Below are 19,944 nucleotides of genomic sequence, written 5' to 3'. Positions count from 1 at the left end.
ACGCCACCTCACGCAGGACCGTGAAACATTCCGTGAAAACTTTTCCGCAGTCCAAAACAGACACCTGCTCCCGCAACCAACCATTCGCGCCTTGAAAATCAACGCATCCGATAGTATGGAGACGGTCTTAACCCCATATCGAAGGAGGATCATGGACAAGGCACAGCAGGACGCGCTGAAGAAGGCGGCCGGCATCGAGGCTGCAAAGCTGATTCAGAACGGCATGATCGCAGGTCTGGGCACCGGCTCGACCGTGCGTTTCCTGGTCGACGAGCTCGGTCGTCGCGTCAAGGAGGAAGGCCTCGAGTTCACGGGCGTCACCACCTCCCGCCGCACCCAGGAGCAGGCCGAAGGCTACGGCATCAAGATCGTCAACATCGATGACGTCGACCATATCGACGTGACCATCGACGGCGCCGACGAGGTGGACAAGAACTTCAACGGCATCAAGGGCGGCGGTGCGGCTCTCCTGTGGGAGAAGATCGTGGCCACCAACTCCAACAAGATCGTGTGGATCGTGGACGAGTCCAAGGTCGTGGACACCATCGGCAAGTTCCCGCTGCCGGTCGAGGTGATTCCGTTCGGCGCAGGCCAGGTCGTCAAGAAGTTCGAGGCCAAGGGCTACAAGCCGGTGCTGCGTCTCGACGCGAACGGCGAGCCGGTGCGCACCGATGAGAACAACTATGTGGTGGATCTGCACCTCGAGCGCATCGACCACCCGCAGGAGCTCGCGCAGGACCTCATCACCACGGTCGGCGTGGTCGAGCACGGCCTGTTCCTGAACATGGTGGACCAGGTCATCGTCGGCGATCCGAACGGCCCGCGCGTGATGGACAACCCCAACAAGTGAGATCCTGACAGGCAGGCGTGTCGGCTGGTGTGGAATATACCGGCCGACACCGCCGCGCAGATAGCAAAAATCCCGCGACTCCGAAAGGAATCGCGGGATTTTGTTTGAGCGGACGCTTCACACGCGCCTGAAGACTACTTGCGCTGGTGGCGAGTCTTACGAAGCAGTTTACGATGCTTCTTCTTGCTCATGCGCTTGCGGCGCTTCTTGATGACCGAGCCCATCTCAGCCTCCGTTCCTTAAACTCAAAGGGTAAAAGTTTGCAACTTGCCCAATACTACACTGCTTCGGGGACGAATACGCGCGCAGACATTCATATGGTGGAAAATCACGTTTCGTTTTCCGCGTGATATTCCATCAGCCGGCCGCGATTCGCCATCGAGACGATTCCGTCGACGTTACAGGGGGAACTGCTGGTAGAAACGCTGGATGTCGTTCTTCGCGCCGGTGGCATAGAAAACCACCGTATCGTTGCGCCACACGGCAACGGCCTTGGTATCGTCGTCCGGATCGGCTTTGGCGCTGTAGGCGCCGGTCGTCTTGCCGGAAACCTTCACGTTGCCGCTTCCCAGCTCCTTGCCGGTCATGGCTTCAGCCAGCGTGTCGTACTGGGATTTCGCCTTGTCGCCGTCGTTCCACTGGCCCACTTCCAGCGTGACGTCCTGTCCTTTCTTGCCGGTGGAATACGTCAACGCGTATTCCTCGACGGGAGAGGTGCTGGACCACGTCGTGCTGGCGTCAGCCTTGGTACGCGCGTAATTCAATACGGAATCCGGCATGGCCTTGAGCAGCTCGCTGGCCCCGTCGGGCAATGCCACGGCATCGATCGACGGTTTGGCGGGCTCCGTCTTGTCGCCGTCCGTACCGTTCGAAGTGGAAGCCTGCTGGCTCGTCTGACCGGCCTGACCGGCCTGTCCGTTCTTGTTCAAGGCCCAACCAGGCCACACAAATGCGGAAATCAAAGCAAGCACAACCACAAGCGCGGCTGCTACGACGGCGGCAATCAATTTGCCATGCGAAGAGGAATTCTGCGTATCAGACATGCTTGTCATTCTTTCACAGCCATAAGACGCGCAACCATCCCCTCGAAGTCATGGAATCCAGTTCCCGAAACGGTTTTCAGCGCAATGTCTGTGCAACGAGTACGCCACCCGCGAACGTCTTGTCCCAAAACCTCCGTATTGTCGGCGATATGGCAAAGACGTCCTCGCAATTCCTCTGTTCCGAATGCGGCTGGAGCGGCCCGAAGTGGCTCGGCCGCTGCCCCGAATGCGGTCAATGGGGCACCATTGAGGAATTCCATGAAGCCCGTCCCGCGGCAGGCTCGCGTACCGCGGCTCCGGGACGGACCTCGCGCACGCAATCGCATCCGGTCGCATCGTCCGCGGCGAGGCCGATCACCGACATAGGCACGGAGAACATCTCCAGAATCGCCACAGGATTTTCGGAATTCGACCGCGTGCTCGGCGGTGGCATCGTGCCGGGATCGGTCACGCTGATCGCAGGAGAGCCGGGCATCGGCAAATCGACATTGCTGCTGGAAACCGCCGGCAATGTGGCGAGGCTGACGGCGTTCGCCACCGAGCGCAATACCGTACTGTATATTTCCGGCGAGGAATCGCAGGCGCAGGTCCGCATGCGCGCGTCGCGCATCGGCGCCATGGAGCCGAATCTACTGCTCGCCTCCACCACGGATCTGTCCACGGTGTTGGGGCTTATCGAACAGTTCAAGCCGGCGTTGGCCATCGTCGATTCGGCGCAGACCATCGTCTCGCAGGACGTCGATGGCATCTCCGGCGGATCCACGCAGGTGCGCGAAGTGGCGAGCGCGCTGATTGACACCGCCAAAACCCTTGATATTCCAGTGCTTTTGGTGGGTCATGTCACCAAGGATGGTTCGATCGCAGGTCCACGTACGTTGGAGCATCTGGTGGATGTGGTCTGTCAGTTCGAAGGCGATGCCGAAACCGCGTTGCGTATGCTGCGTGCAGTGAAGAACCGTTTCGGACCGACCGATGAGGTCGGCTGTTTCGATATGAGCGGCGAGGGCATTGAGGAGGTGACCGATCCGTCCGGCCTGTTCCTATCAACCGGCAATGGTTCTGCGGCGACGCAGGTGGATGGCACGTGCGTGACGTTCACGTTGGATGGGCATCGCAGTCTGCCGATTGAAGTGCAGGCGCTGGTCACCAAGTCGGTGCTGCCGACGCCACGTCGTGCGGCGAACGGTGTGGACTCCAACCGTATCGCCATGCTGGTGGCGGTGTTATATCGTCACGGTGGCATCAATCTGCTGGCCAACGACCTGTACATTTCCACAATCGCCGGCGGTCAGGCGCGTGAGCCGGGTTGCGATCTGGCGATTGTGGCCGCGTTGGCGAGCGCTGCGAAATCGAAACCGATTCCCCGCACGACGTGCGCGATCGGCGAGATTTCGTTGACCGGGCAGGTGCGCCCGGTGCCGAGACTGGAATATCGGCTTCGTGAGGCGGCGCGTCTTGGTTTCACCACCGCCGTTGTGCCGACGCTGCGCAAGAACGTCGCCGTGCCGGGAATGGGCGTGGTGCAGGCGGATACGTTGCAGGACGCGTTGGCCGCGATTCTGCGATAGGTCGCCGATGCCCAAACGGCATCGCCATCCGCTTTTTGCAACCCGGGAAAGCCCGTTTGGGTAACAAAACACGGATGGCGTCAATGATTCGCGTCAATCGAACCAATCAAATCAATCGAACCGATCCGTCTCAAGCGGTGAGGCGCTTCGTCTCCTCGACGTTGCGTTTCAGCTCGACCACCAGATCGTCGGCCGAATCGAATTTGATCTGCGGGCGCAGGAATCCAGCGAATTCCACGCGCGCCTGATGGCCGTACAGGTCCAACCAGTCATCGGTGATGGCGTAGGCTTCCACCACGCGTTCGGCGTCACCGTCCTCGTTGAACGTCGGCTTGGTGCCGATGGAGATGGCCGCCGGCCAGCGGTGTGGCGACTGCATGTCCACGCGCGCGTTGACGGACGAAGCATCATACTGCTGCGATACGCCGTCGGCCGGCTTCTCCCCGGCTTCTTCGCCACCGTCAGCGGACTTCTCCCCCAAATCGACCAGCCAGCCGGCGTACACGCCGTCCACCGGCAGGTATCCGGCGACGTTCTCGCTCAGATTGGCGGTCGGGAATCCGATGGTGCGGCCGCGTTCCTCGCCATGCACCACGGTGCCTTCCACGGCATGCGCGTGGCCGAGTATCGCGTCTGCGTCCTTGATACGGCCTTGGCTCAGCAGATAGCGCACATTGGTGGAGCTCCACGTGCGCACCTCCTTGGCCTGATGCTTCTTGCTCCATGCGCGTCGTTCGGCCTTGGAAGCCCCCTCCAGAGGGTCGGAAGGCTCGCCGGGTTCGGACGGCATCACCGGCTTCGCATTGACCGGCACTCGGGTCAGCCCCGGACCGAAATCGTCCACGACCTCCAGCTGGAACACGCCGGTGGCGAGCGCCAGATTCTCAATGGCCTTCACGTTTCCGGCGCGGTTCGCGCCCATGGCGGCGTCGGAGCCGAGCACCAGCGTGCGCATGCCGAGTTTGCCGACCATCTGGCCAAGGAAGAAGCGATATGATTTCGCGGCGAATGCCATGGTGTAGCGCACGATGAGCGTGTAGTCCACGCCGATGGCGTCGATGGCGCGCAGCCGTTCGTTCACACTGGTCAGCGCCTGCGTGTCAGGCGTGCCTGCGGGCGGTTCCTGACCGTCATGTTTGGCGGCGTAAGCGTGCACCAGCGCGGGACGCGGGTCGAACAGCACCACCACGGAGAACGCCTGCTCCTGTTCGGCGAGTTCGGCCACACGGCGGACGACCGCCTGATGTCCCTGATGCATGCCGTCGAATGAGCCGATGGTCACCACGGACTTCTTGTCGTTGCTCAGGGTCGGCCAATCCACCATGCCGCTGGCATCGGGGGTAAGCGTGATCGTCTTCATGTGTCCTTCTTTGCGTATTGTCCGTGTGTTTGTCGTGTTCGTATTGCGTGCCGGCCGGTCTTGATTGTTTCAGTTGAAGACCGCGACCGGCTTGGTCTCGCCACGTTTGGCGCGTTCCACGATCGCCACCAGATCGTTGGTTTCGGGAACGTACGCGGCCATGGTCGTATGGATGTCGTGGGCGATTCTACGGCCGAACCGCAGGTCCGTCGCCTCCTGTTCGGTGACGGGAAGCATGTCCATGGAAGCGGCCGCGCTGGCGACCAGGTCGAGTGCGTGGTCAACGGCATGCTCGGCATCGTCAAGCACCGCACGGTTGCGTGTCACTTCGATGCCTTCGCGGTTGGTGAAGGTTTTGGCTTCCGTATGGGCGGTCATGACGTTTGGCATGTTCACCGAGAAACGCCCGACGCGGATGCGGCGCAGCATGGTCAGATGGCCGCCGAGGCCGAGTTCGGCGCCCAGATCGCGGCCGAGTGCGCGGATGTAGGTGCCGGCCGAGCAGGTCACGGTCACGTCGAGTTCCATGACTGGCTGCATGTTCGGTTCGTTTTGCCCGTCGGTTTCGGCATGCCAGGATTCCTCCGGGGCGATTTCGATGGCATCGGCAAGCGGTGATCCCGCGCATGTGGTCGAAGCATAGCCGTATCGCACTGCCGAAACGCTGAATTCCGAGATGGTCACCGGACGAGCCTTGAGGTCCACATCCTTGCCTTCTCGGGCCAGATCATAGGCGCGCTGGCCGTTGATTTTGATGGCTGAATAGGAGTTCGGCACCTGCTCGATGCGCCCGGTGAAATGATGGGCGATGACGTCTTCAACGGTCTGTCGTGAAGGGAATTCGGCGATAGTTCCCTCCCCCGGCAGCAGTTCGCCGTCGGCGTCGTCCGTGGTGGTGCGCTGGCCGAGTCTGATGGTGGCCAGGTAGGTTTTGTCGTGGTCGACGATGTAGTTGAGCAGACGTGTGGCGTTGCCGAAGCCGACCACCAGCACGCCGGTGGCCATCGGGTCGAGCGTGCCGGCATGGCCGACGCGTTTCATGTGCAGGGCGCCACGCACCGCCGCGACCACATCGTGGCTGGTGACGCCCTGCGGCTTGTCGATGACCAGCAGACCGGAGTTGTCAGGCTTCGTCGTCATCGTCCCAATCCTCGACCTCGACATCGTCATCATCGTCGAAGTCGTCATCATCGGGCTCGTCGTGCTTGTACGGATCGGCGTCGCCGGCGTATTGCGCGTTGGCGCGGGACTTGGCGAGTTCTTCGTCGCGCTTGTGTGCGAGCGCGAGGATGTCCTCGATCTCATGGGCCTCGCCCGGCACTTCGTCGAAGATGAATTCCAGTTGCGGGGTGAGTCGCAGTCCGGCCTTGGTGCCTACCAGGGAACGCAGGCGTCCTTTGGCCTGGTTCAGGGCCTGCTGCGCGCGGCGGCGTTCGCCCTGCTCGTGTCCTTCGTGGCCGAGCTGGGTCCAGTAGACTTTCGCGATCTGCAGATCGTTGGTGACGCGCACTTCGGTGATGGTCACGTTGGCCAGTCGCTTGTCGTGCAGCTGCGCCTCCATGGACGATGCGATCACACGCTGAATCAACGCCGCGATGCGCGCGGCGCGGGGATTGGTTCCTGCCATTGCTGTCCTTTTGGTGAAAAGTTCTTGTTGTATCACGGAACGCCCGCAGTCGTGAACCGGCTGTGGGCGTTCCTTACCTAGTTATCGATGCGAAGCTCGAAGCACTCGGCTACTTACGCTCGATTTCCTGCATTTCGAAGGTCTCGATGATATCGCCGATCTCGATGTCGTTGAAGGTGCCGAGGTTGATGCCAGCCTCGTAGCCTTCCTTGACGGAGGTGACGTCGTCCTTGAAACGACGCAGCGAGGAGATCTCGAGGTCGTTGACGGTGGCGATGCCGTTGCGCAGGATACGGCACTTCGTACCACGCTTGACCTCGCCGTCCTGAACCATGACGCCGGCGATGTTGCCGAACTTGGAGGAGCGGAAGATCTCGCGGATCTCGGAGTGGGAGGTGACGACCTCTTCGTATTCCGGCTTGAGCATGCCCTTGAGGGATGCTTCGATGTCCTCGATGGCCTTGTAGATGATCGAGTAGTACTTGATCTCCACACCTTCGCGTTCGGCCAGATCCGCCACCTGGCGGTTCGGACGGACGTTGAAGCCGATGATGACGGCCTTGTCGACGGTGGCCAGGTTGACGTCGTTCTGGGTGATGGCGCCGACGCCGCGGTGGATCACCTGGATGCCGACCTCGTCGGACACCTCGATCTTCATCAAGGAATCTTCCAGAGCCTCGACGGAACCGGAGGAATCGCCCTTGATGACGATGTTGAGCATATCCACCTCGGACTTGGCGAACTGCTCCTTGAGGCTTTCGAGGGAAACGACCTTGCGGCGCTTGGCCAGCTGGGCCGCACGCTCGGTGGCCTGACGCTTCTCGGCGATCTGACGTGCGGTACGGTCGTCGGAGGCCACCAGGAACAGGTCGCCTGCGGTCGGCACGGAGGTCAGACCCAGCACCTGCACCGGGGTGGACGGACCGGCTTCCTGCATGTGGTTGCCGTTCTCGTCGAGCATGGCGCGGACACGACCGTAGGAGGTGCCGGCAACGATGGCATCGCCGATGTGGAGGGTACCGGACTGCACCAGCACGGTAGCCACGGCGCCACGGCCCTTGTCAAGTCGGGCTTCGACGGTGGCGCCACGGGCGTCCATATCCGGGTTGGCGCGCAGGTCGAGCTCGGCGTCGGCGGTGAGCAGCACCGCTTCGAGCAGCTTGTCGACGTTGGTGCCCTGCTTCGCGGAGATGTCGACGAACATGGTGTTGCCGCCGTATTCTTCCGGAACCAGACCGTATTCGGTGAGCTGGCCGCGGACCTTGTCCGGGTTGGCGCCCGGCTTATCGATCTTGTTGACGGCCACCACGATCGGCACATGCGCGGCCTGGGCGTGGTTGATGGCTTCCACGGTCTGCGGCATGACGCCGTCGTCGGCGGCGACCACGAGGATCGCGACGTCGGTGAGTTCGGCGCCACGGGCACGCATTGCGGTGAAGGCTTCGTGGCCCGGGGTATCGAGGAACGTGATCTTGCGCGGCTCGCCCTCAAGGTTGACGGTCACCTGGTATGCGCCGATGCGCTGGGTGATGCCGCCGGCTTCGCCTTCGATGACGTTGGTGCGGCGGATGGTGTCGAGCAGTCGGGTCTTACCGTGGTCGACATGGCCCATGACGGTGACGACCGGCGGACGCGGCTTCAGATCCCCGTCCTCCTGCAGTTCCTCTTCGTCCAGGTTGATGTCGAACTGCTGCAGCAGCTCCTTGTCTTCCTCTTCGGCGGACACGATCTTGATGTTCCAGCCGATTTCCTCGCCGAGGATCTGGAACGTGGCCTCATCCAGGGACTGGGTGGCCGTGGCCATTTCACCAAGGTGGAACAGCACGGTGACCAGCGCCGCCGGATTGACGTTGATCTTCTCGGCCAGATCGGCGAGGGACGCGCCCTGACGCAGACGGACTTCCTGCCCGTTGCCGGTCGGAATGCGCACGCCGCCGATGACCGGAGCCTTCATCTCCTGGAATTCCTGACGCTTCGCCAGACGGTTCTTACGCGCCTTCGAGGACTTGCCTCCCTGACGTCCGAACGCGCCTGCAGCGCCGCCGCGGCCGCGGCCACCACGTGCCGGACCATTGCTCGGAGCGCTGTTGCCGCCCTGGAAACCGCCGCCATTGCCGCCGAAACGATTGCCGCCGCCGGCGGGACGCTGGCCGCCGCCCTGACCCGGACGATGCTGGCCCCACTGGCCCGGCTTCGCGCCGCCCTGACCCGGACGACCACGGAAGCCGCCACGCTGGCCGCCGCCCTGACCCGGACGGCCGCCACGACGTCCTTCGCCATTGTTGACGCTCGGACGGTTCATCGGATGCGGACGCGGAATATCACCCGGAGTCGGGGTGTGCATGCCCTGCTTGCGGCTGAACGGATTGTTGCCCGGGCGCGGTCCCGGGGTGTGCGGCTTCGCGCCGTTGGCGTTGTTGCCGCCCTGCGGGGCGTTGCCATGCTGGGGGCGAGCTCCCGGAACGGCCGTCGGGCGACCGGACTGGCGGCGGTCTCCACCCTGCGGACGCGGGGCGTTGCCGTTAGGACGATTGCCATGCTGGCGGGATTCGCCTGGACGCGGCGCGCGATGACCCGGCTTCGGGGCATCGGACTTGGAAGCGGCATGACGCGGCTTCGGCGCTGCGGGGGCAGCCGGCTTCGGTGCTGACGGAGCGGCCGGCTTTGGCATGGAATGAGATGCCGGTTCGGCAGGCTTCTTGGCCGTATGGCCCGGCTTCTTGGAATCAGATGCGTTGCCCTGTCCGCTGGACGCGAATGCGTTCCTCAGCTTGCGTGCAACGGGAGGTTCAACGGTAGACGATGCGGACTTCACGAATTCGCCCATCGCCTCAAGTTTGCTTAAAACGGTTTTGCTGTCAACGCCAAGTTCCTTGGCAAGTTCATATACGCGTGCTTTCGGCACTCAATTCTCCTATCTTGGGCCGCGCGCATACGGGCGCGACCGCTACTGATTCACGGCGAGCTTGTTCCTTCTCATCGTGCAACCATGTTCGTGATACCTCGTCTTTTCCCTGGGCATGACAGCATGGCCGTCACGCTTTGGATTGTCGAGTCCAGCATACTCAAGCCCGTGGATTGTACGTCCACGGGCTTGTTGTCTACCGGAAGTGTTGTTTATTCCTCGGTTTCCCCATCGGAATGGTCCGCCGATTCGGCCATCTTCTTGGCATGCGCCTCAGCGGATTCGATGCCGATCTTCCAGCCGGTCAGCTTGGCCGCAAGACGTGCGTTCTGGCCTTCCTTGCCGATAGCCAGGGACAGCTGGTCATCGTGGATGAAGGCGATGGCCGTCTTGTTCTTCTCGCTGATCACCTGCACACCGGTGGCGACGGCCGGAGACAGCGCCGCGGCGACGAATTTCGCCGGATCCGCGGACCAGTCGACGATATCGATTTTCTCAGGACCGAGGTTCTCCATGACGGCGCGCACTCGGGCTCCGCCGGGGCCGATCAGCGCGCCCTTCGGGTTGACGCCTTCGGTGTTGGCACGGACGGCGATCTTGGTGCGGGCGCCCGCCTCGCGGGCGATGGCCATAATCGACACGGCTCCCGAAACCAGTTCCGGAACCTCACGTTCGAACAGGCGGCGGACCAGCTCCGGATGGGAACGGGACACCACGATTTCCGGGCCCTTCAGACCACGGGCCACGTTCACCACGTACACGCGGATACGTTCGCCGTGACGGTAGCGTTCGCCGGGCACCTGCTCGCGGCGCGGCAGCAGGGCTTCGACGTCGCCGACGGCCACGTGCACGTTGGATGTGTCCTTGACGTCCTGCTGCACGATGCCGGTGATGAGCTTGCCCTTCTGACCGGAGAACGCGCCGAACACCTTGTCATCCTCGGCCTTGCGGAACAGCTGGCTGATCACCTGACGAGCGGTCGCAGCGGCCAGTCGGCCGAAATCGTGCGGAGTGTCGTCGTATTCCTCGCCCAGAGTCGGCGCGGGATGGGGATCGTCTTCAGTCGGCTCGCCAGGAATCTCGTCCTGGGCCCATACGGTGAAGCTTCCCGCACGCGGATCAAGCTCGACGCGAGCGTGCTTCGCAGCGTGAGGGGTTTTCAGATATGCCAGTCGCAATGCTTCCGAGAGTGCGGCATCCAGCGTCTCGGGATCAATTCCCTGCCCAGCGGCGAGCTGGTGCATTCCTGCCAGGTCCAGTTCCATATTTCCAAGACCTCCTATATGAAGTTATTCCGAGCGCATGGCCCAATGGTCACAGTCAGATATTAGTCTAATGATTCATGCAGACACGTACCCCTTCTTTCCGCTCGGTTTCTTTTATCGCGAAACGCGTCTGCGCATTGCTTTGCACCGCTATCCTCATGCCGGCGCTGACGGCATGCTCCATGCCCAGGATCGCAGGCAGGGCTGAAGCCGAACAACGGCAAAGCCCGTGCGAGAAGGCCTATTTCGATGCCACCGCCGATAACAAGATCGCACACGACCAGCATCAGCACATCATCCGCCGCTATTTCTCGGCGCAGCAGGCGGTCTCCGCATGGACGAACACCGCGGCGCAATGTCCGGCGCGTTTTGCCGAAGGCACGTTGCGCAGCGCGCAGGCACGTCATATGGCTCGCGCACTGGGCGATCAACTGTCGGTGGCCGTCGCGCCGATCACGCTGTCGCGTTTTGACGATGTCGAATCGCTTGACGTCGATTCCAAGTCCCTTGCCACCGCCGCGCAGGACGAAGACCGTGCCGGATTCGCCATGGAAGTGCTGGCGGCCCGCAACAGCGGCCATGCGACGCTGGATATCAGCGATCGTCATAAGACCACATCGCAACGGTTCGCATCCTTCTCGGGCGCCATTGACGATCGTAGGAAAACGTACGAGGCCACCGCCTTGCTCGCCCACCCCGACACGATGCTCGATTCCGCCACCGGCCTTACGGCACCGACCGACGCCACCATCGAAATGAACTGCGCGCGAAGCGAGATAACGGCAATCGCCGGAAGCTCCAATGCCGCGAACGATCATTCCCAGTCACGCGTCACCAATGCAAAACAGTCGACGGATTCGCGAGCGCAATCCCTGGGCGTGCTTGCCGGTCTGATTGCGGACCGTGTCGAATTGGCGCTTGATTGGGGCTATCCTTCCTTCGACGAAGCGCTGTTCGCCTAAGGACGCACAGTCGGGCGCAAATCAAGACACGCCGGAAATCACACCGTTGCAGCCAGTCCGATTTGACAATCGCCACCACTGTGGCACAATTATCAAGTTGCTTGTTTTCAGGTGACGAATGGATAAGTGTCCGAGCGGTCTAAGGAGCACGCCTCGAAAGCGTGTGAGGGCGAACCCCTCCGCGAGTTCGAATCTCGCCTTATCCGCATGCAATGAAGGTTGAAACAATGGCGTTTCGGCCTTTTTGTTTATCTGCTTTGCATCTGCCGAAATACGGAATCCGGCATCGAGAAAACGTCGGGGAATCAGTATCCCTGCTCGTGCACGGAAGCGTTGACCCACTGGTCCTGCTTGACGTCGCAGCCGGAGAAGATGCCGATGTCGAGCATGCAGTCGCGGTAATCGCGGCCATGGGCGATGGTGATGTAGTTGTCGTCGACCATACGGTTGTGTGTGGGGTCCAAACCGACCCAACGTCCATCATGGTAGATTTCGACCCATGCGTGCGTGGCGCCCTCGCCGCCGAGCAATCCCGCGATGTATCGGGCAGTGAGTCCGACGTGCCGGCACACGGACAGCATGACGTGCGCGTAATCCTGGCATACGCCCTTGCGTTGAGCGAACGCTTCCTCGGCGGTGGTGCGGATGGTGGTGGAGGCCGGCGTGTAGACGAACGTTTTGAACACCTCGTCCATCACCTCACGGGCTTGGTCGATCGGCGTGCAGTCGGCAGGCAGGGACACGATGCGTTCATGGCAGATGCCGATCAACGCTTCGATGGCCGGCCCCGGCACTGTCAACGCCGAATTGAAGCGGTACAGCGGCTTGTAGATTTCGGATTTGATATGCGCGTTGTCCACGAAGGCGATGCCGGTCACCGAGTAGTTGAACATGGTGTGCGGTTCGGGAATGAATCCGGTCATCACCACGGAATCGAAGGAATCGATGGTGGTTTCGAGTTCCACATCCGGTTCGATTTTGACTGCCACGTCGATCACCTGCTGGCGTGGGCCGGTGGCTGGAATGCAGCGCAGTTGGAAGCGATGGTCGGTCACGGGCGAGCTGAATGAGAGCTTCATCTCATAGTCAAACACCAGTTTCTTCACATCGTCTCCTCAGCGATTATTGTCGTTCCTTCGGCGTTTTCCACGCCGTGGGCCTTGTTCTAGCCGTTATACACGCACCGTGCGATGGCTGTGGCACGTATTCTTCACAGTCGCGCGGCGTCCATGTCCATCGTGTTGAGCATGCCCAGATCCTTCAGATCCTTCGTGGAGATGCGCCCATCGAAATCTTTCAGCAGCATCCCCAGTTTTTCCGCAAGCTCCGCATATCCCCGCTGCGGCAGCTGGCCGACCAGCCAGCGCAATCCTTCGGCGAAGCATTGCGGTACCGGCAGACCGTTCAACGGCAGGATGTAGCTGCCCAGTTTGGCGAGCGGCGCCTTGAGCTCTTCCACGGAATATCCGAATCGTGTGTACAGATCCAGACGTTCCAGATATTTGCCCACGAAAATGAACGATTTCAGAGTCGGTTCGACGGGGGAATTCTCCACACCTCCCCAGAAGGCGAGCATGTTGTCCGCGATGTCGCGGTGTTTGAAGATATCCGCGTCCGTGCCGCCGTATTCGGATGCCTCCACTATGGAGCTCATGGCCAACTCCACCTGCTGCAACGAGCGAGAACCAAGTTCGGGGCGCAGAATCACCGCGTTGTTGAACGCGTAGACGATGGCGCTGCGTACGGAATCCGGATTCTTCTCGTCGTACAGGAAGCTGTGGATGAACGCGTCGAAATCCTCGAAATCCTCCGGCAGGTCGAGCGCGCGGGCGAACGGTCGGAACGCGTCCACATCCGTGTCCATCACACGGTCGTAGAAGGGGAAGAATTGGCTCAGCGTGGTGAATACGCGTTCCGTGTAGCGGCCGAGCCAGAACAGGTTGTCGGCCTTCGACGCGGTGACGAGTGCCAGCGAGTGCTTGCGGGACTGTTCCAGCACGCGCACGACCTCCGAGCCGGGTGCGTAATCATGCTCCACGCCGGTCTCTTTGGCCAGTACCCAGGTGTCCTTGAAACCGCCGCCCTGTGATGAGTTGACGATCATCTGGCCCGGTATGGACGAGTAGCGTGTCAGTCCCGAATACCATGCGTGCGTGTTCTTGCCGGTCACCACGAAGGCGCGCAGGTCGCATTTACGTGAGCTCATCTGTCCGGTTTCGGGGTCCACCACGTCGATGTCCTTGAATTGGATGACCTCCTGCGCGATGAACCGGCGCGGTTCGGCCTTGATGCGTTCGGCCAGTTCCTCTCGTTGCGACCGGTCGAGCGATGAGCCGAACACGACGCCGTAGCCGCCCGCTTCCGCCACATCCTTGATGACCAGTTCGCCGAGCCGGTCGAGTACCTCCTTGCGGTCCTTGTCGAACATCGGCATGTAGGTCGGCGCATTGTGCAGAATCGGCTCTTCGCCGAGATAATAGCGGATCATGTTCGGCACGAAATAGTAGATGGCCTTGTCGTCGGCCGCGCCGTTGCCCGGAGCGTTGACGATCGCCACATTGCCCGACCTGTAGGCGGACAGGATTCCCGGCACGCCGATCACGGAATCCGGGTTGAACGCGAACGGGTCGAGATATTCGTCGGACAGACGGCGGTAGACCACGCCGACGCGGTGTTTCCTGCCGGCATAGTCGAGGAAGTACACTTTGTTGTCCACGACTTCGAGGTCTTCGGGGAACGCGAGCGCCGCGCCGGTTTTCTCGGCCAGGTATGCATGTTCGAAGAACGCGGAATTGTACCTGCCGGGGGTGAGCACCACTGCTATGCCGTCGGTGGAGACGAAATCCATGGATTGGCGCAGCAGTCGTGGATAATCGCGATTGTCGCGCACACGTACGTTGCGGAACAGGCTGGGCGTGATTCTGCGTTCGATATCGCGGGCGAACAGCAGATAGCTGGCACCGGATGGAATGCGCAGATTGTCTTCCAGCACCCACCATTGCCCGTCCTGCCCCTGCACCAGGTCCTCGCCGGCGATGTGCGCGAACACGCCGCCCGGAGGTGTCACGCCGTTGACTTGCGGAAAGTATCCCGCGGACGTGTACACGTATTCTTCCGGCACGATGCCGTCTTTGATGGCCTGCTTGTCGGAGTAGATGTCGCGCAGGTAGGCGTTCAACGCGTTGACGCGCTGTTTCAGTCCGGCTTCCATTCTGTCGAATTCGTCCGATTCGATGATGCGCGGAATCGGATCGTACGGAAACAGCCGGTCATGGTACTCGCCGTTCTTGTAGATGCCGAACCGTACGCCATTACGGCTCAGCTCCCGGTTGATCGACTCCCGACGATCGACCAGTTCCGAAGCCAACCTTCGTGCGGCGGATTCAATCATCGTTCCGCGCTCCCTTCCACCCCATGCGAACGCATGCCAATCTGAGGCATCGTGCCTTGATGGAAGAAAAACCTAACGAACCAGCGTTTCCGGAAAACGAAACGGTCTGTTACGACAATGTCTCGGCAATGGACATGACAAGCGCCCGTAACCTGGCTGTGACAATCGCAATAAAGCTACAGTGTGCGCTTGGCGCGAATGGCTTCGGCGCGGACCGCCAGCTGGTCGTCGGCCGGATATTCGATATGCTCCAGCGTCAGTCCTTGCGGCGCGATCGGTCCTGTGGAGCCTTCGCGCAGCGGAGCCGCCATTTTTCCTGCAAACCAGTCGAGGGAACGTTTGCCGATACCGACCTGCACGCAGCCGTTGACGAGGGAGCGCACCATATTGCGTGCAAACGCGTCGGCGACGATCACGAAGCAGACGAGGCCCGATTCCACGGTCGGCGTACGGTACCGCTCCCCCATCGTCATGCCGTCGTCGATAAGCGTCCGCTGCGGCACGCGACGCCAATACGCGGTCTTCACCTCGCGTATGGTGGTGCCGCCCGGATTTGGGGTGGCGAACGAGCCGAAATCGTGCAGGCCGATCGTCATCGCAGCGGCTTCGTTCATGGATTTGAGGTCAAGTTCATCGTCGATATGCAATACGAAGTTTCTGGTACGGGGGTCCACCTCGCTTGACCTATCGGCGATTCGGTACACGTAGGTACGTTCCAACGCGGAGAAACGCGCGTCGAAACCGTCCGGAGCGGGTGCGATGCCGCGGATTGCGATATCGGCCGGCAGCATGCGCTGAAGTCTGCGGGTAAGCGCGATGACGGGCGGCACGTCCATGTGGCCGACGCAGCGTTTGAGCACGTCCTCGTTGACGTCCAGATGGCATACCTGATGCGAGGCGTGCACGCCGGTGTCGGTTCGTCCGGCCACGGTAAGGCGCAGCGGTTCGGTCGGGTCTCCTTCCGGTACGCGAAGAATGGTATGCAGCACGCGTTCGATTTCGCCCTGTACCGTACGTATTTCGGGCTGTTTCGCCCATCCGTAGAAGCCGGTACCGTCATATGCCAAATCGATGCGTAGTCTCACGGCATTGAGCATAGCAAATGGCTGGCATAGTGAGGCATGTGGCGCGACAGTCTTGGCAGCAGATATGGCAAAGGCCGGGAACCTTGCGATTCCCGGCCTTCAATCAGCTAAGAGCGATTCACTCGGCGTTCTCAGCAGTAGCCTCTTCAGCGGCGGCTTCCGGAGCCTCGGCAGCGGCAACCTTGGTTGCGGCTTCGGCTTCCTTCACCACGGCCTGCTTCGGGCTCACCGGCTCGGTGACGAGCTCGATGATGGCTGCCGGAGCGGCATCGCCGCGACGCGGAGCAATCTTGACGATGCGGGTGTAGCCGCCTTCGCGCTGCTCCATCTGCTCGGCGATCTCGGTGAACAGCTTGTGTACGACGGACTTGTTGCGGATGACGCGCATCACGCGACGACGGTTGTGCAGATCACCACGCTTGGCGAGCGTGATCAGGCGCTCGGCCAGCGGACGAAGACGCTTGGCCTTCGGCAGGGTGGTGGTGATGCGGCCGTTCTGGAACAGGCTGGTGGCCATGTTCGCGAGCATAAGACGCTCATGAGCCGGGCTGGAGGCCAGACGCGGACCCTTCTTTGGTGTAGGCATTGTTTCTCCTTGAAAGCCCCGTTGGATTCAGGTGGGCAGTTGCCCGAACGTCCGAATCCAACGAAGCGGTTAGGTCAAAAGTGGCGGATCACTCGTCTTCCGGCGAGAAGAAGGTGCCACCTTCGAGATTATTGGCATCGAAGTTACCCAGCGGGGAAGCCTTGAGGGCGAGTCCCAGAGACTGGAGCTTCTCCTTGACTTCATCGATGGACTTCATACCGAAATTGCGGATATCGAGCAGATCCTGCTCGGTGTGGGCGACCAGCTCGCCGATCGTGTGGATGCCCTCGCGCTTCAGGCAGTTGTAGCTGCGCTGGGTGAGGTTCAGGTCCTCGATCGGGATGTTCATCTCCGGGTTGGTTTCCTCTGCCACAGGAGCAGGGCCAACCTCGACGCCCTCAGCCTGGGTGTTGAGCTCACGGCACAGACCGAAGAGTTCCACCAGGGTGGAGCCTGCGGATGCGACTGCATCGCGCGGGGAGATAGCCGGCTTGGTCTCCACGTCCAGGATGAGCTTGTCGAAGTCAGTGCGCTGTTCAACGCGGGTGGCTTCCACACGATAGCTCACCTTGAGCACCGGGGAGTAGATCGAGTCGACCGGAATGCGGCCGATCTCGGCGTTATCCTGCTTGTTCATCTGGGCGGGCACATAGCCGCGGCCACGCTCGACGGTGAACTCGATCTCGAGTTCGCCATCCTCGGCGAGGGTAGCGATATGCATGTCCGGGTTGGCGATGGTGACGCCGGCCGGCGGGGTGATGTCGCCCGCGGTGGCCTCGCCCTTGCCGCTCTTGCGCAGATACATGACAACCGGCTCATCGTATTCGCTGGTGAGCACGATGCCCTTGATGTTCAGCAGGATTTCGGTAACGTCCTCTTCAACACCCGGCAGAGTGGTGAACTCGTGCGGGACGCCGGAGATACGCACCGAAGTCACAGCCGCTCCCGGAATGGAGCTCAGGAGGGTACGGCGCAGCGAGTTGCCAAGCGTGTAGCCGAAACCAGGCTCAAGAGGCTCGATGGTGAAGCGGGAACGCTGAGGGTTGAGAGATTCCTCGGTAAGTGTCGGACGCTGTGCGATAAGCACTGTGGTTATCCTTTCAGCTTCAGGCCGGTGGTGCACTCACCGGCCATAAGCGGCGTTGGATTGATGATTTCTTCTAGTGCTCAGACGCGACGGCGCTTCGGAGGACGAACGCCGTTGTGTGCCTGCGGGGTGACGTCGGTGATGGAACCGACTTCGAGTCCGGCGGACTGCAGGGAACGGATGGCGGTTTCACGACCGGAACCCGGGCCCTTCACGAACACGTCGACCTTCTTGAGACCGTGCTCCATAGCCTTGCGGGCTGCGGATTCGGCGGCCATGCCAGCGGCGTACGGCGTGGACTTACGGGAGCCCTTGAAGCCGACATCGCCACCGGACGCCCAGGACACAACTGCGCCGGACGGGTCGGTGATCGAAATGATGGTGTTGTTGAAAGTGGACTTGATGTGCGCCTGCCCAACCGGGACCGACTTGCGGTCGCGGCGACGCGGCTTGCGCGCGGCTTGCTTTTGAGCTGCCATTGACCCTCGTTTCCTAATAACGAATTTGCTTTGATGTTCAAACGATGAGGCTTACGCCTCGTGGCTTGAACTGTCAGCCACCGATTACTTGGTGGCCTTCTTCTTTCCGGCGACCGTGCGCTTCGGGCCCTTGCGGGTACGAGCATTGGTCTTGGTGCGCTGACCGCGCACAGGAAGTCCCTTACGGTGACGCTGGCCTTGGTAGCAGTTGATCTGGATCTTACGGCGGATGTCCGCATCGATTTCACGACGCAGATCACCCTCGATCTTGTAGTTACCCTCAAGGTAATCACGCAGCGTAATCAGCTGCTCATCCGTCAGATCCTTGACGCGAATGTCCGGATTGATACCGGTCGCGGCAAGCGTTTCCTTGGCACGAGTACGACCAACACCAAAGATGTAGGTGAGGGCGATCTCGATGCGCTTCTCATTGGGGATGTCGACTCCGGCAAGACGTGCCATTGCGATTCCTTCTGTTTTCCGCAGGTCTTGCACCGAGTCGTCCGGTTTCCCGGCCCGGGCCTGCGTACCCGGGGTTCATCCCGCTTTCACGGGCTGTGACTCAGCGCCTGTACTGTTTATGCCGCTGGATCTGCTCTCAGCCCTGACGCTGCTTATGGCGCGGGTTGACGCAGATCACCATGACGCGGCCGTGACGACGGATCACGCGGCAGTTCTCGCAGATCCTCTTCACACTAGGGCTGACCTTCATGGTTTTCCTTTGCTTGTGTACCTTTACTTGTAACGGTACGTAATACGGCCGCGGTTCAGGTCGTAGGGGCTCATCTCCAGCACAACACGATCCTGCGGCAGGATGCGGATGTAGTTCTTCCTCATCTTGCCCGAAATGGTTGCGAGCACGATATGCTTGTTTTCGAGTTCAACACGAAACATCGCGTTCGGCAGTGCTTCCACTACCTGTCCTTCGACTTCAATCACACCGTCTTTAGCCATGAGCCTCGTTCCGTTCCTTGGCGATTACTATGCGTGCCCGAAGACACACCAACTTGCAAGAATACACGAAAGCGGGAATCAAGACACGTTCGGCGTGTCGCGATTCCCGCTTTCGTTGGAAATATGTTATTCTGCTTGGTTTTTCCTTCAGCCAAGCTCCGCCACGATGGTGGCCTGGATCTCGTCGACGGCGCCGACGCCATTGAACGTCTTGAGCAGGCCGCGCTTCTGGTAGATGTCCAGCAGCGGCGCGGTCTCCTTGGCGTACACGTCAAGACGCTTGGCGATGGCTTCAGGGGTGTCGTCGGAGCGGCCTTCGATTTCGGCGCGCTTCTTCATACGCTCCATGAGCACGTCGTGATCTGCATCCAGTGCGACGACCGCGTCAAGCGGGGTGTCCAGTTCGCCCAGGATGGCGTCGAGAGCCTCGACCTGGGAGGCGTTGCGCGGATAGCCATCGAGAATCCAGCCGTTCTTGGCGTCGTCCATGGCCAGACGGTCCTTGACGATCTTGTTGGTCAGCTCGTCCGGCACAAGCTCGCCCTTGTCGATGTACTTGAGCGCTTCGACGCCAAGCTCGGTCTTGTTCTTGATGTTGTAGCGGAAGATATCGCCGGTGGAGATCGCCGGGATTCCGTAGTGCTCGCTCAGCAGAGCGGCCTGGGTGCCCTTGCCTACGCCCTGCGGGCCCATGATCAGCAGTCGCATGTGTTGTTCTCCGTTTCGTTCATTCCCCTCAACGGGGATTTTCGGATGATGGATTACTTAACATAAAAATCGTG

The 19,944-nt window shown here is 61.0% G+C and carries 20 protein-coding genes and 1 tRNA gene; 4 read left to right on the top strand and 17 right to left on the bottom strand.

All coding sequences use genetic code 11. From position 1 onward, the window contains the following. The first annotated feature begins 151 nt into the window (after nucleotides 1–151). On the top strand, nucleotides 152–850 hold the full coding sequence (rpiA, locus tag BAD_RS01915; RefSeq protein ID WP_011742841.1) for a ribose-5-phosphate isomerase RpiA: 699 nt from the start codon (nucleotides 152–154) through the stop codon (nucleotides 848–850). A 134-nt stretch (nucleotides 851–984) separates the two neighbouring features. On the opposite strand, the gene BAD_RS08770 is transcribed toward rpiA, so the two are convergent. Together BAD_RS08770 and BAD_RS01910 are read right to left on the bottom strand one after the other, a co-directional pair. Continuing rightward, nucleotides 985–1,074 (bottom strand): 30S ribosomal protein bS22, encoded by a 90-nt coding sequence (locus BAD_RS08770; protein WP_004268639.1) that lies wholly within the window; start codon nucleotides 1,072–1,074, stop codon nucleotides 985–987. A gap of 174 nt (nucleotides 1,075–1,248) precedes the next feature. Continuing rightward, complete coding sequence (locus BAD_RS01910; RefSeq protein WP_011742839.1) at nucleotides 1,249–1,902, bottom strand: hypothetical protein; 654 nt, start codon at nucleotides 1,900–1,902, stop codon at nucleotides 1,249–1,251. A gap of 140 nt (nucleotides 1,903–2,042) precedes the next feature. Here BAD_RS01910 and radA point away from each other — a divergent pair, with 140 nt between their 5' ends. Beyond that, on the top strand, nucleotides 2,043–3,461 hold the full coding sequence (radA, locus tag BAD_RS01905) for a DNA repair protein RadA (protein WP_011742838.1): 1,419 nt from the start codon (nucleotides 2,043–2,045) through the stop codon (nucleotides 3,459–3,461). A gap of 130 nt (nucleotides 3,462–3,591) precedes the next feature. Here the strand turns inward: radA and BAD_RS01900 are convergent, their stop codons facing one another. The 5 genes from BAD_RS01900 to nusA all read right to left on the bottom strand — a co-directional run bounded on the left by BAD_RS01900 (nucleotide 3,592) and on the right by nusA (nucleotide 10,618). Next, entirely contained in the window at nucleotides 3,592–4,821 is a 1,230-nt protein-coding gene (locus BAD_RS01900; protein WP_011742837.1) for a bifunctional riboflavin kinase/FMN adenylyltransferase, read from the bottom strand. A 69-nt stretch (nucleotides 4,822–4,890) separates the two neighbouring features. Then, entirely contained in the window at nucleotides 4,891–5,961 is a 1,071-nt protein-coding gene (gene truB / locus BAD_RS01895) for a tRNA pseudouridine(55) synthase TruB (RefSeq protein ID WP_011742836.1), read from the bottom strand. After that, nucleotides 5,945–6,448 (bottom strand): 30S ribosome-binding factor RbfA, encoded by a 504-nt coding sequence (gene rbfA / locus BAD_RS01890; RefSeq protein WP_003808161.1) that lies wholly within the window; start codon nucleotides 6,446–6,448, stop codon nucleotides 5,945–5,947. The genes truB and rbfA overlap by 17 nt, the downstream gene beginning before the upstream one ends. Before the next feature lie 109 nt (nucleotides 6,449–6,557). Further along, nucleotides 6,558–9,353 (bottom strand): translation initiation factor IF-2, encoded by a 2,796-nt coding sequence (infB, locus tag BAD_RS01885; protein ID WP_011742835.1) that lies wholly within the window; start codon nucleotides 9,351–9,353, stop codon nucleotides 6,558–6,560. 212 nt (nucleotides 9,354–9,565) lie between these two features. After that, entirely contained in the window at nucleotides 9,566–10,618 is a 1,053-nt protein-coding gene (gene nusA, locus BAD_RS01880) for a transcription termination factor NusA (protein ID WP_003808157.1), read from the bottom strand. A 182-nt stretch (nucleotides 10,619–10,800) separates the two neighbouring features. On the opposite strand from nusA, the gene BAD_RS01875 reads away from it, so the two are divergent. After that, nucleotides 10,801–11,580, top strand: coding sequence for a hypothetical protein (locus BAD_RS01875; protein WP_113736370.1), 780 nt, complete (start codon nucleotides 10,801–10,803; stop codon nucleotides 11,578–11,580). Nucleotides 11,581–11,700: 120 nt separating this feature from the next. Beyond that, a tRNA-Ser gene (locus tag BAD_RS01870) sits at nucleotides 11,701–11,786 on the top strand. 99 nt (nucleotides 11,787–11,885) lie between these two features. Here the strand turns inward: BAD_RS01870 and BAD_RS01865 are convergent. The 10 genes from BAD_RS01865 to BAD_RS01820 form a co-directional block, all read right to left on the bottom strand. After that, nucleotides 11,886–12,686 carry a transglutaminase family protein gene (locus BAD_RS01865; protein ID WP_011742833.1) on the bottom strand — a complete coding sequence of 267 codons (801 nt, stop codon included), beginning with the start codon at nucleotides 12,684–12,686 and terminating at the stop codon, nucleotides 11,886–11,888. 104 nt (nucleotides 12,687–12,790) lie between these two features. Further along, nucleotides 12,791–14,971, bottom strand: a complete 2,181-nt coding sequence (locus tag BAD_RS01860) for a circularly permuted type 2 ATP-grasp protein (protein WP_011742832.1) — start codon at nucleotides 14,969–14,971, stop codon at nucleotides 12,791–12,793. A 176-nt stretch (nucleotides 14,972–15,147) separates the two neighbouring features. Continuing rightward, nucleotides 15,148–16,068 (bottom strand): tRNA pseudouridine(38-40) synthase TruA, encoded by a 921-nt coding sequence (truA, locus tag BAD_RS01855; protein WP_011742831.1) that lies wholly within the window; start codon nucleotides 16,066–16,068, stop codon nucleotides 15,148–15,150. Nucleotides 16,069–16,174: 106 nt separating this feature from the next. Then, nucleotides 16,175–16,642: a 50S ribosomal protein L17 gene (gene rplQ, locus BAD_RS01850; RefSeq protein ID WP_011742830.1), complete on the bottom strand. Its 468-nt coding sequence runs from the start codon at nucleotides 16,640–16,642 to the stop codon at nucleotides 16,175–16,177. 88 nt (nucleotides 16,643–16,730) lie between these two features. Then, the gene (locus tag BAD_RS01845; RefSeq protein WP_021913098.1) at nucleotides 16,731–17,729 is read right to left on the bottom strand and encodes a DNA-directed RNA polymerase subunit alpha; all 999 of its coding nucleotides are present in this window, start codon (nucleotides 17,727–17,729) and stop codon (nucleotides 16,731–16,733) included. Between the two features lie 80 nt (nucleotides 17,730–17,809). Next, nucleotides 17,810–18,208: a 30S ribosomal protein S11 gene (rpsK, locus tag BAD_RS01840; RefSeq protein ID WP_003808141.1), complete on the bottom strand. Its 399-nt coding sequence runs from the start codon at nucleotides 18,206–18,208 to the stop codon at nucleotides 17,810–17,812. Between the two features lie 84 nt (nucleotides 18,209–18,292). Then, complete coding sequence (gene rpsM / locus BAD_RS01835) at nucleotides 18,293–18,670, bottom strand: 30S ribosomal protein S13 (RefSeq protein ID WP_003808138.1); 378 nt, start codon at nucleotides 18,668–18,670, stop codon at nucleotides 18,293–18,295. A gap of 136 nt (nucleotides 18,671–18,806) precedes the next feature. Further along, on the bottom strand, nucleotides 18,807–18,920 hold the full coding sequence (gene rpmJ, locus BAD_RS01830) for a 50S ribosomal protein L36 (protein WP_003808136.1): 114 nt from the start codon (nucleotides 18,918–18,920) through the stop codon (nucleotides 18,807–18,809). A gap of 23 nt (nucleotides 18,921–18,943) precedes the next feature. Next, nucleotides 18,944–19,162: a translation initiation factor IF-1 gene (gene infA, locus BAD_RS01825; protein ID WP_003808114.1), complete on the bottom strand. Its 219-nt coding sequence runs from the start codon at nucleotides 19,160–19,162 to the stop codon at nucleotides 18,944–18,946. A gap of 147 nt (nucleotides 19,163–19,309) precedes the next feature. Then, on the bottom strand, nucleotides 19,310–19,870 hold the full coding sequence (locus BAD_RS01820; protein WP_003808063.1) for an adenylate kinase: 561 nt from the start codon (nucleotides 19,868–19,870) through the stop codon (nucleotides 19,310–19,312). Nucleotides 19,871–19,944: the final 74 nt, after the last annotated feature.

Source organism: Bifidobacterium adolescentis ATCC 15703 (genome assembly GCF_000010425.1).
GTDB lineage: Bacteria > Actinomycetota > Actinomycetes > Actinomycetales > Bifidobacteriaceae > Bifidobacterium > Bifidobacterium adolescentis.
Note: the sequence above shows the minus strand (reverse complement) of the source record. Positions and strands in the feature narration are given on the sequence as shown.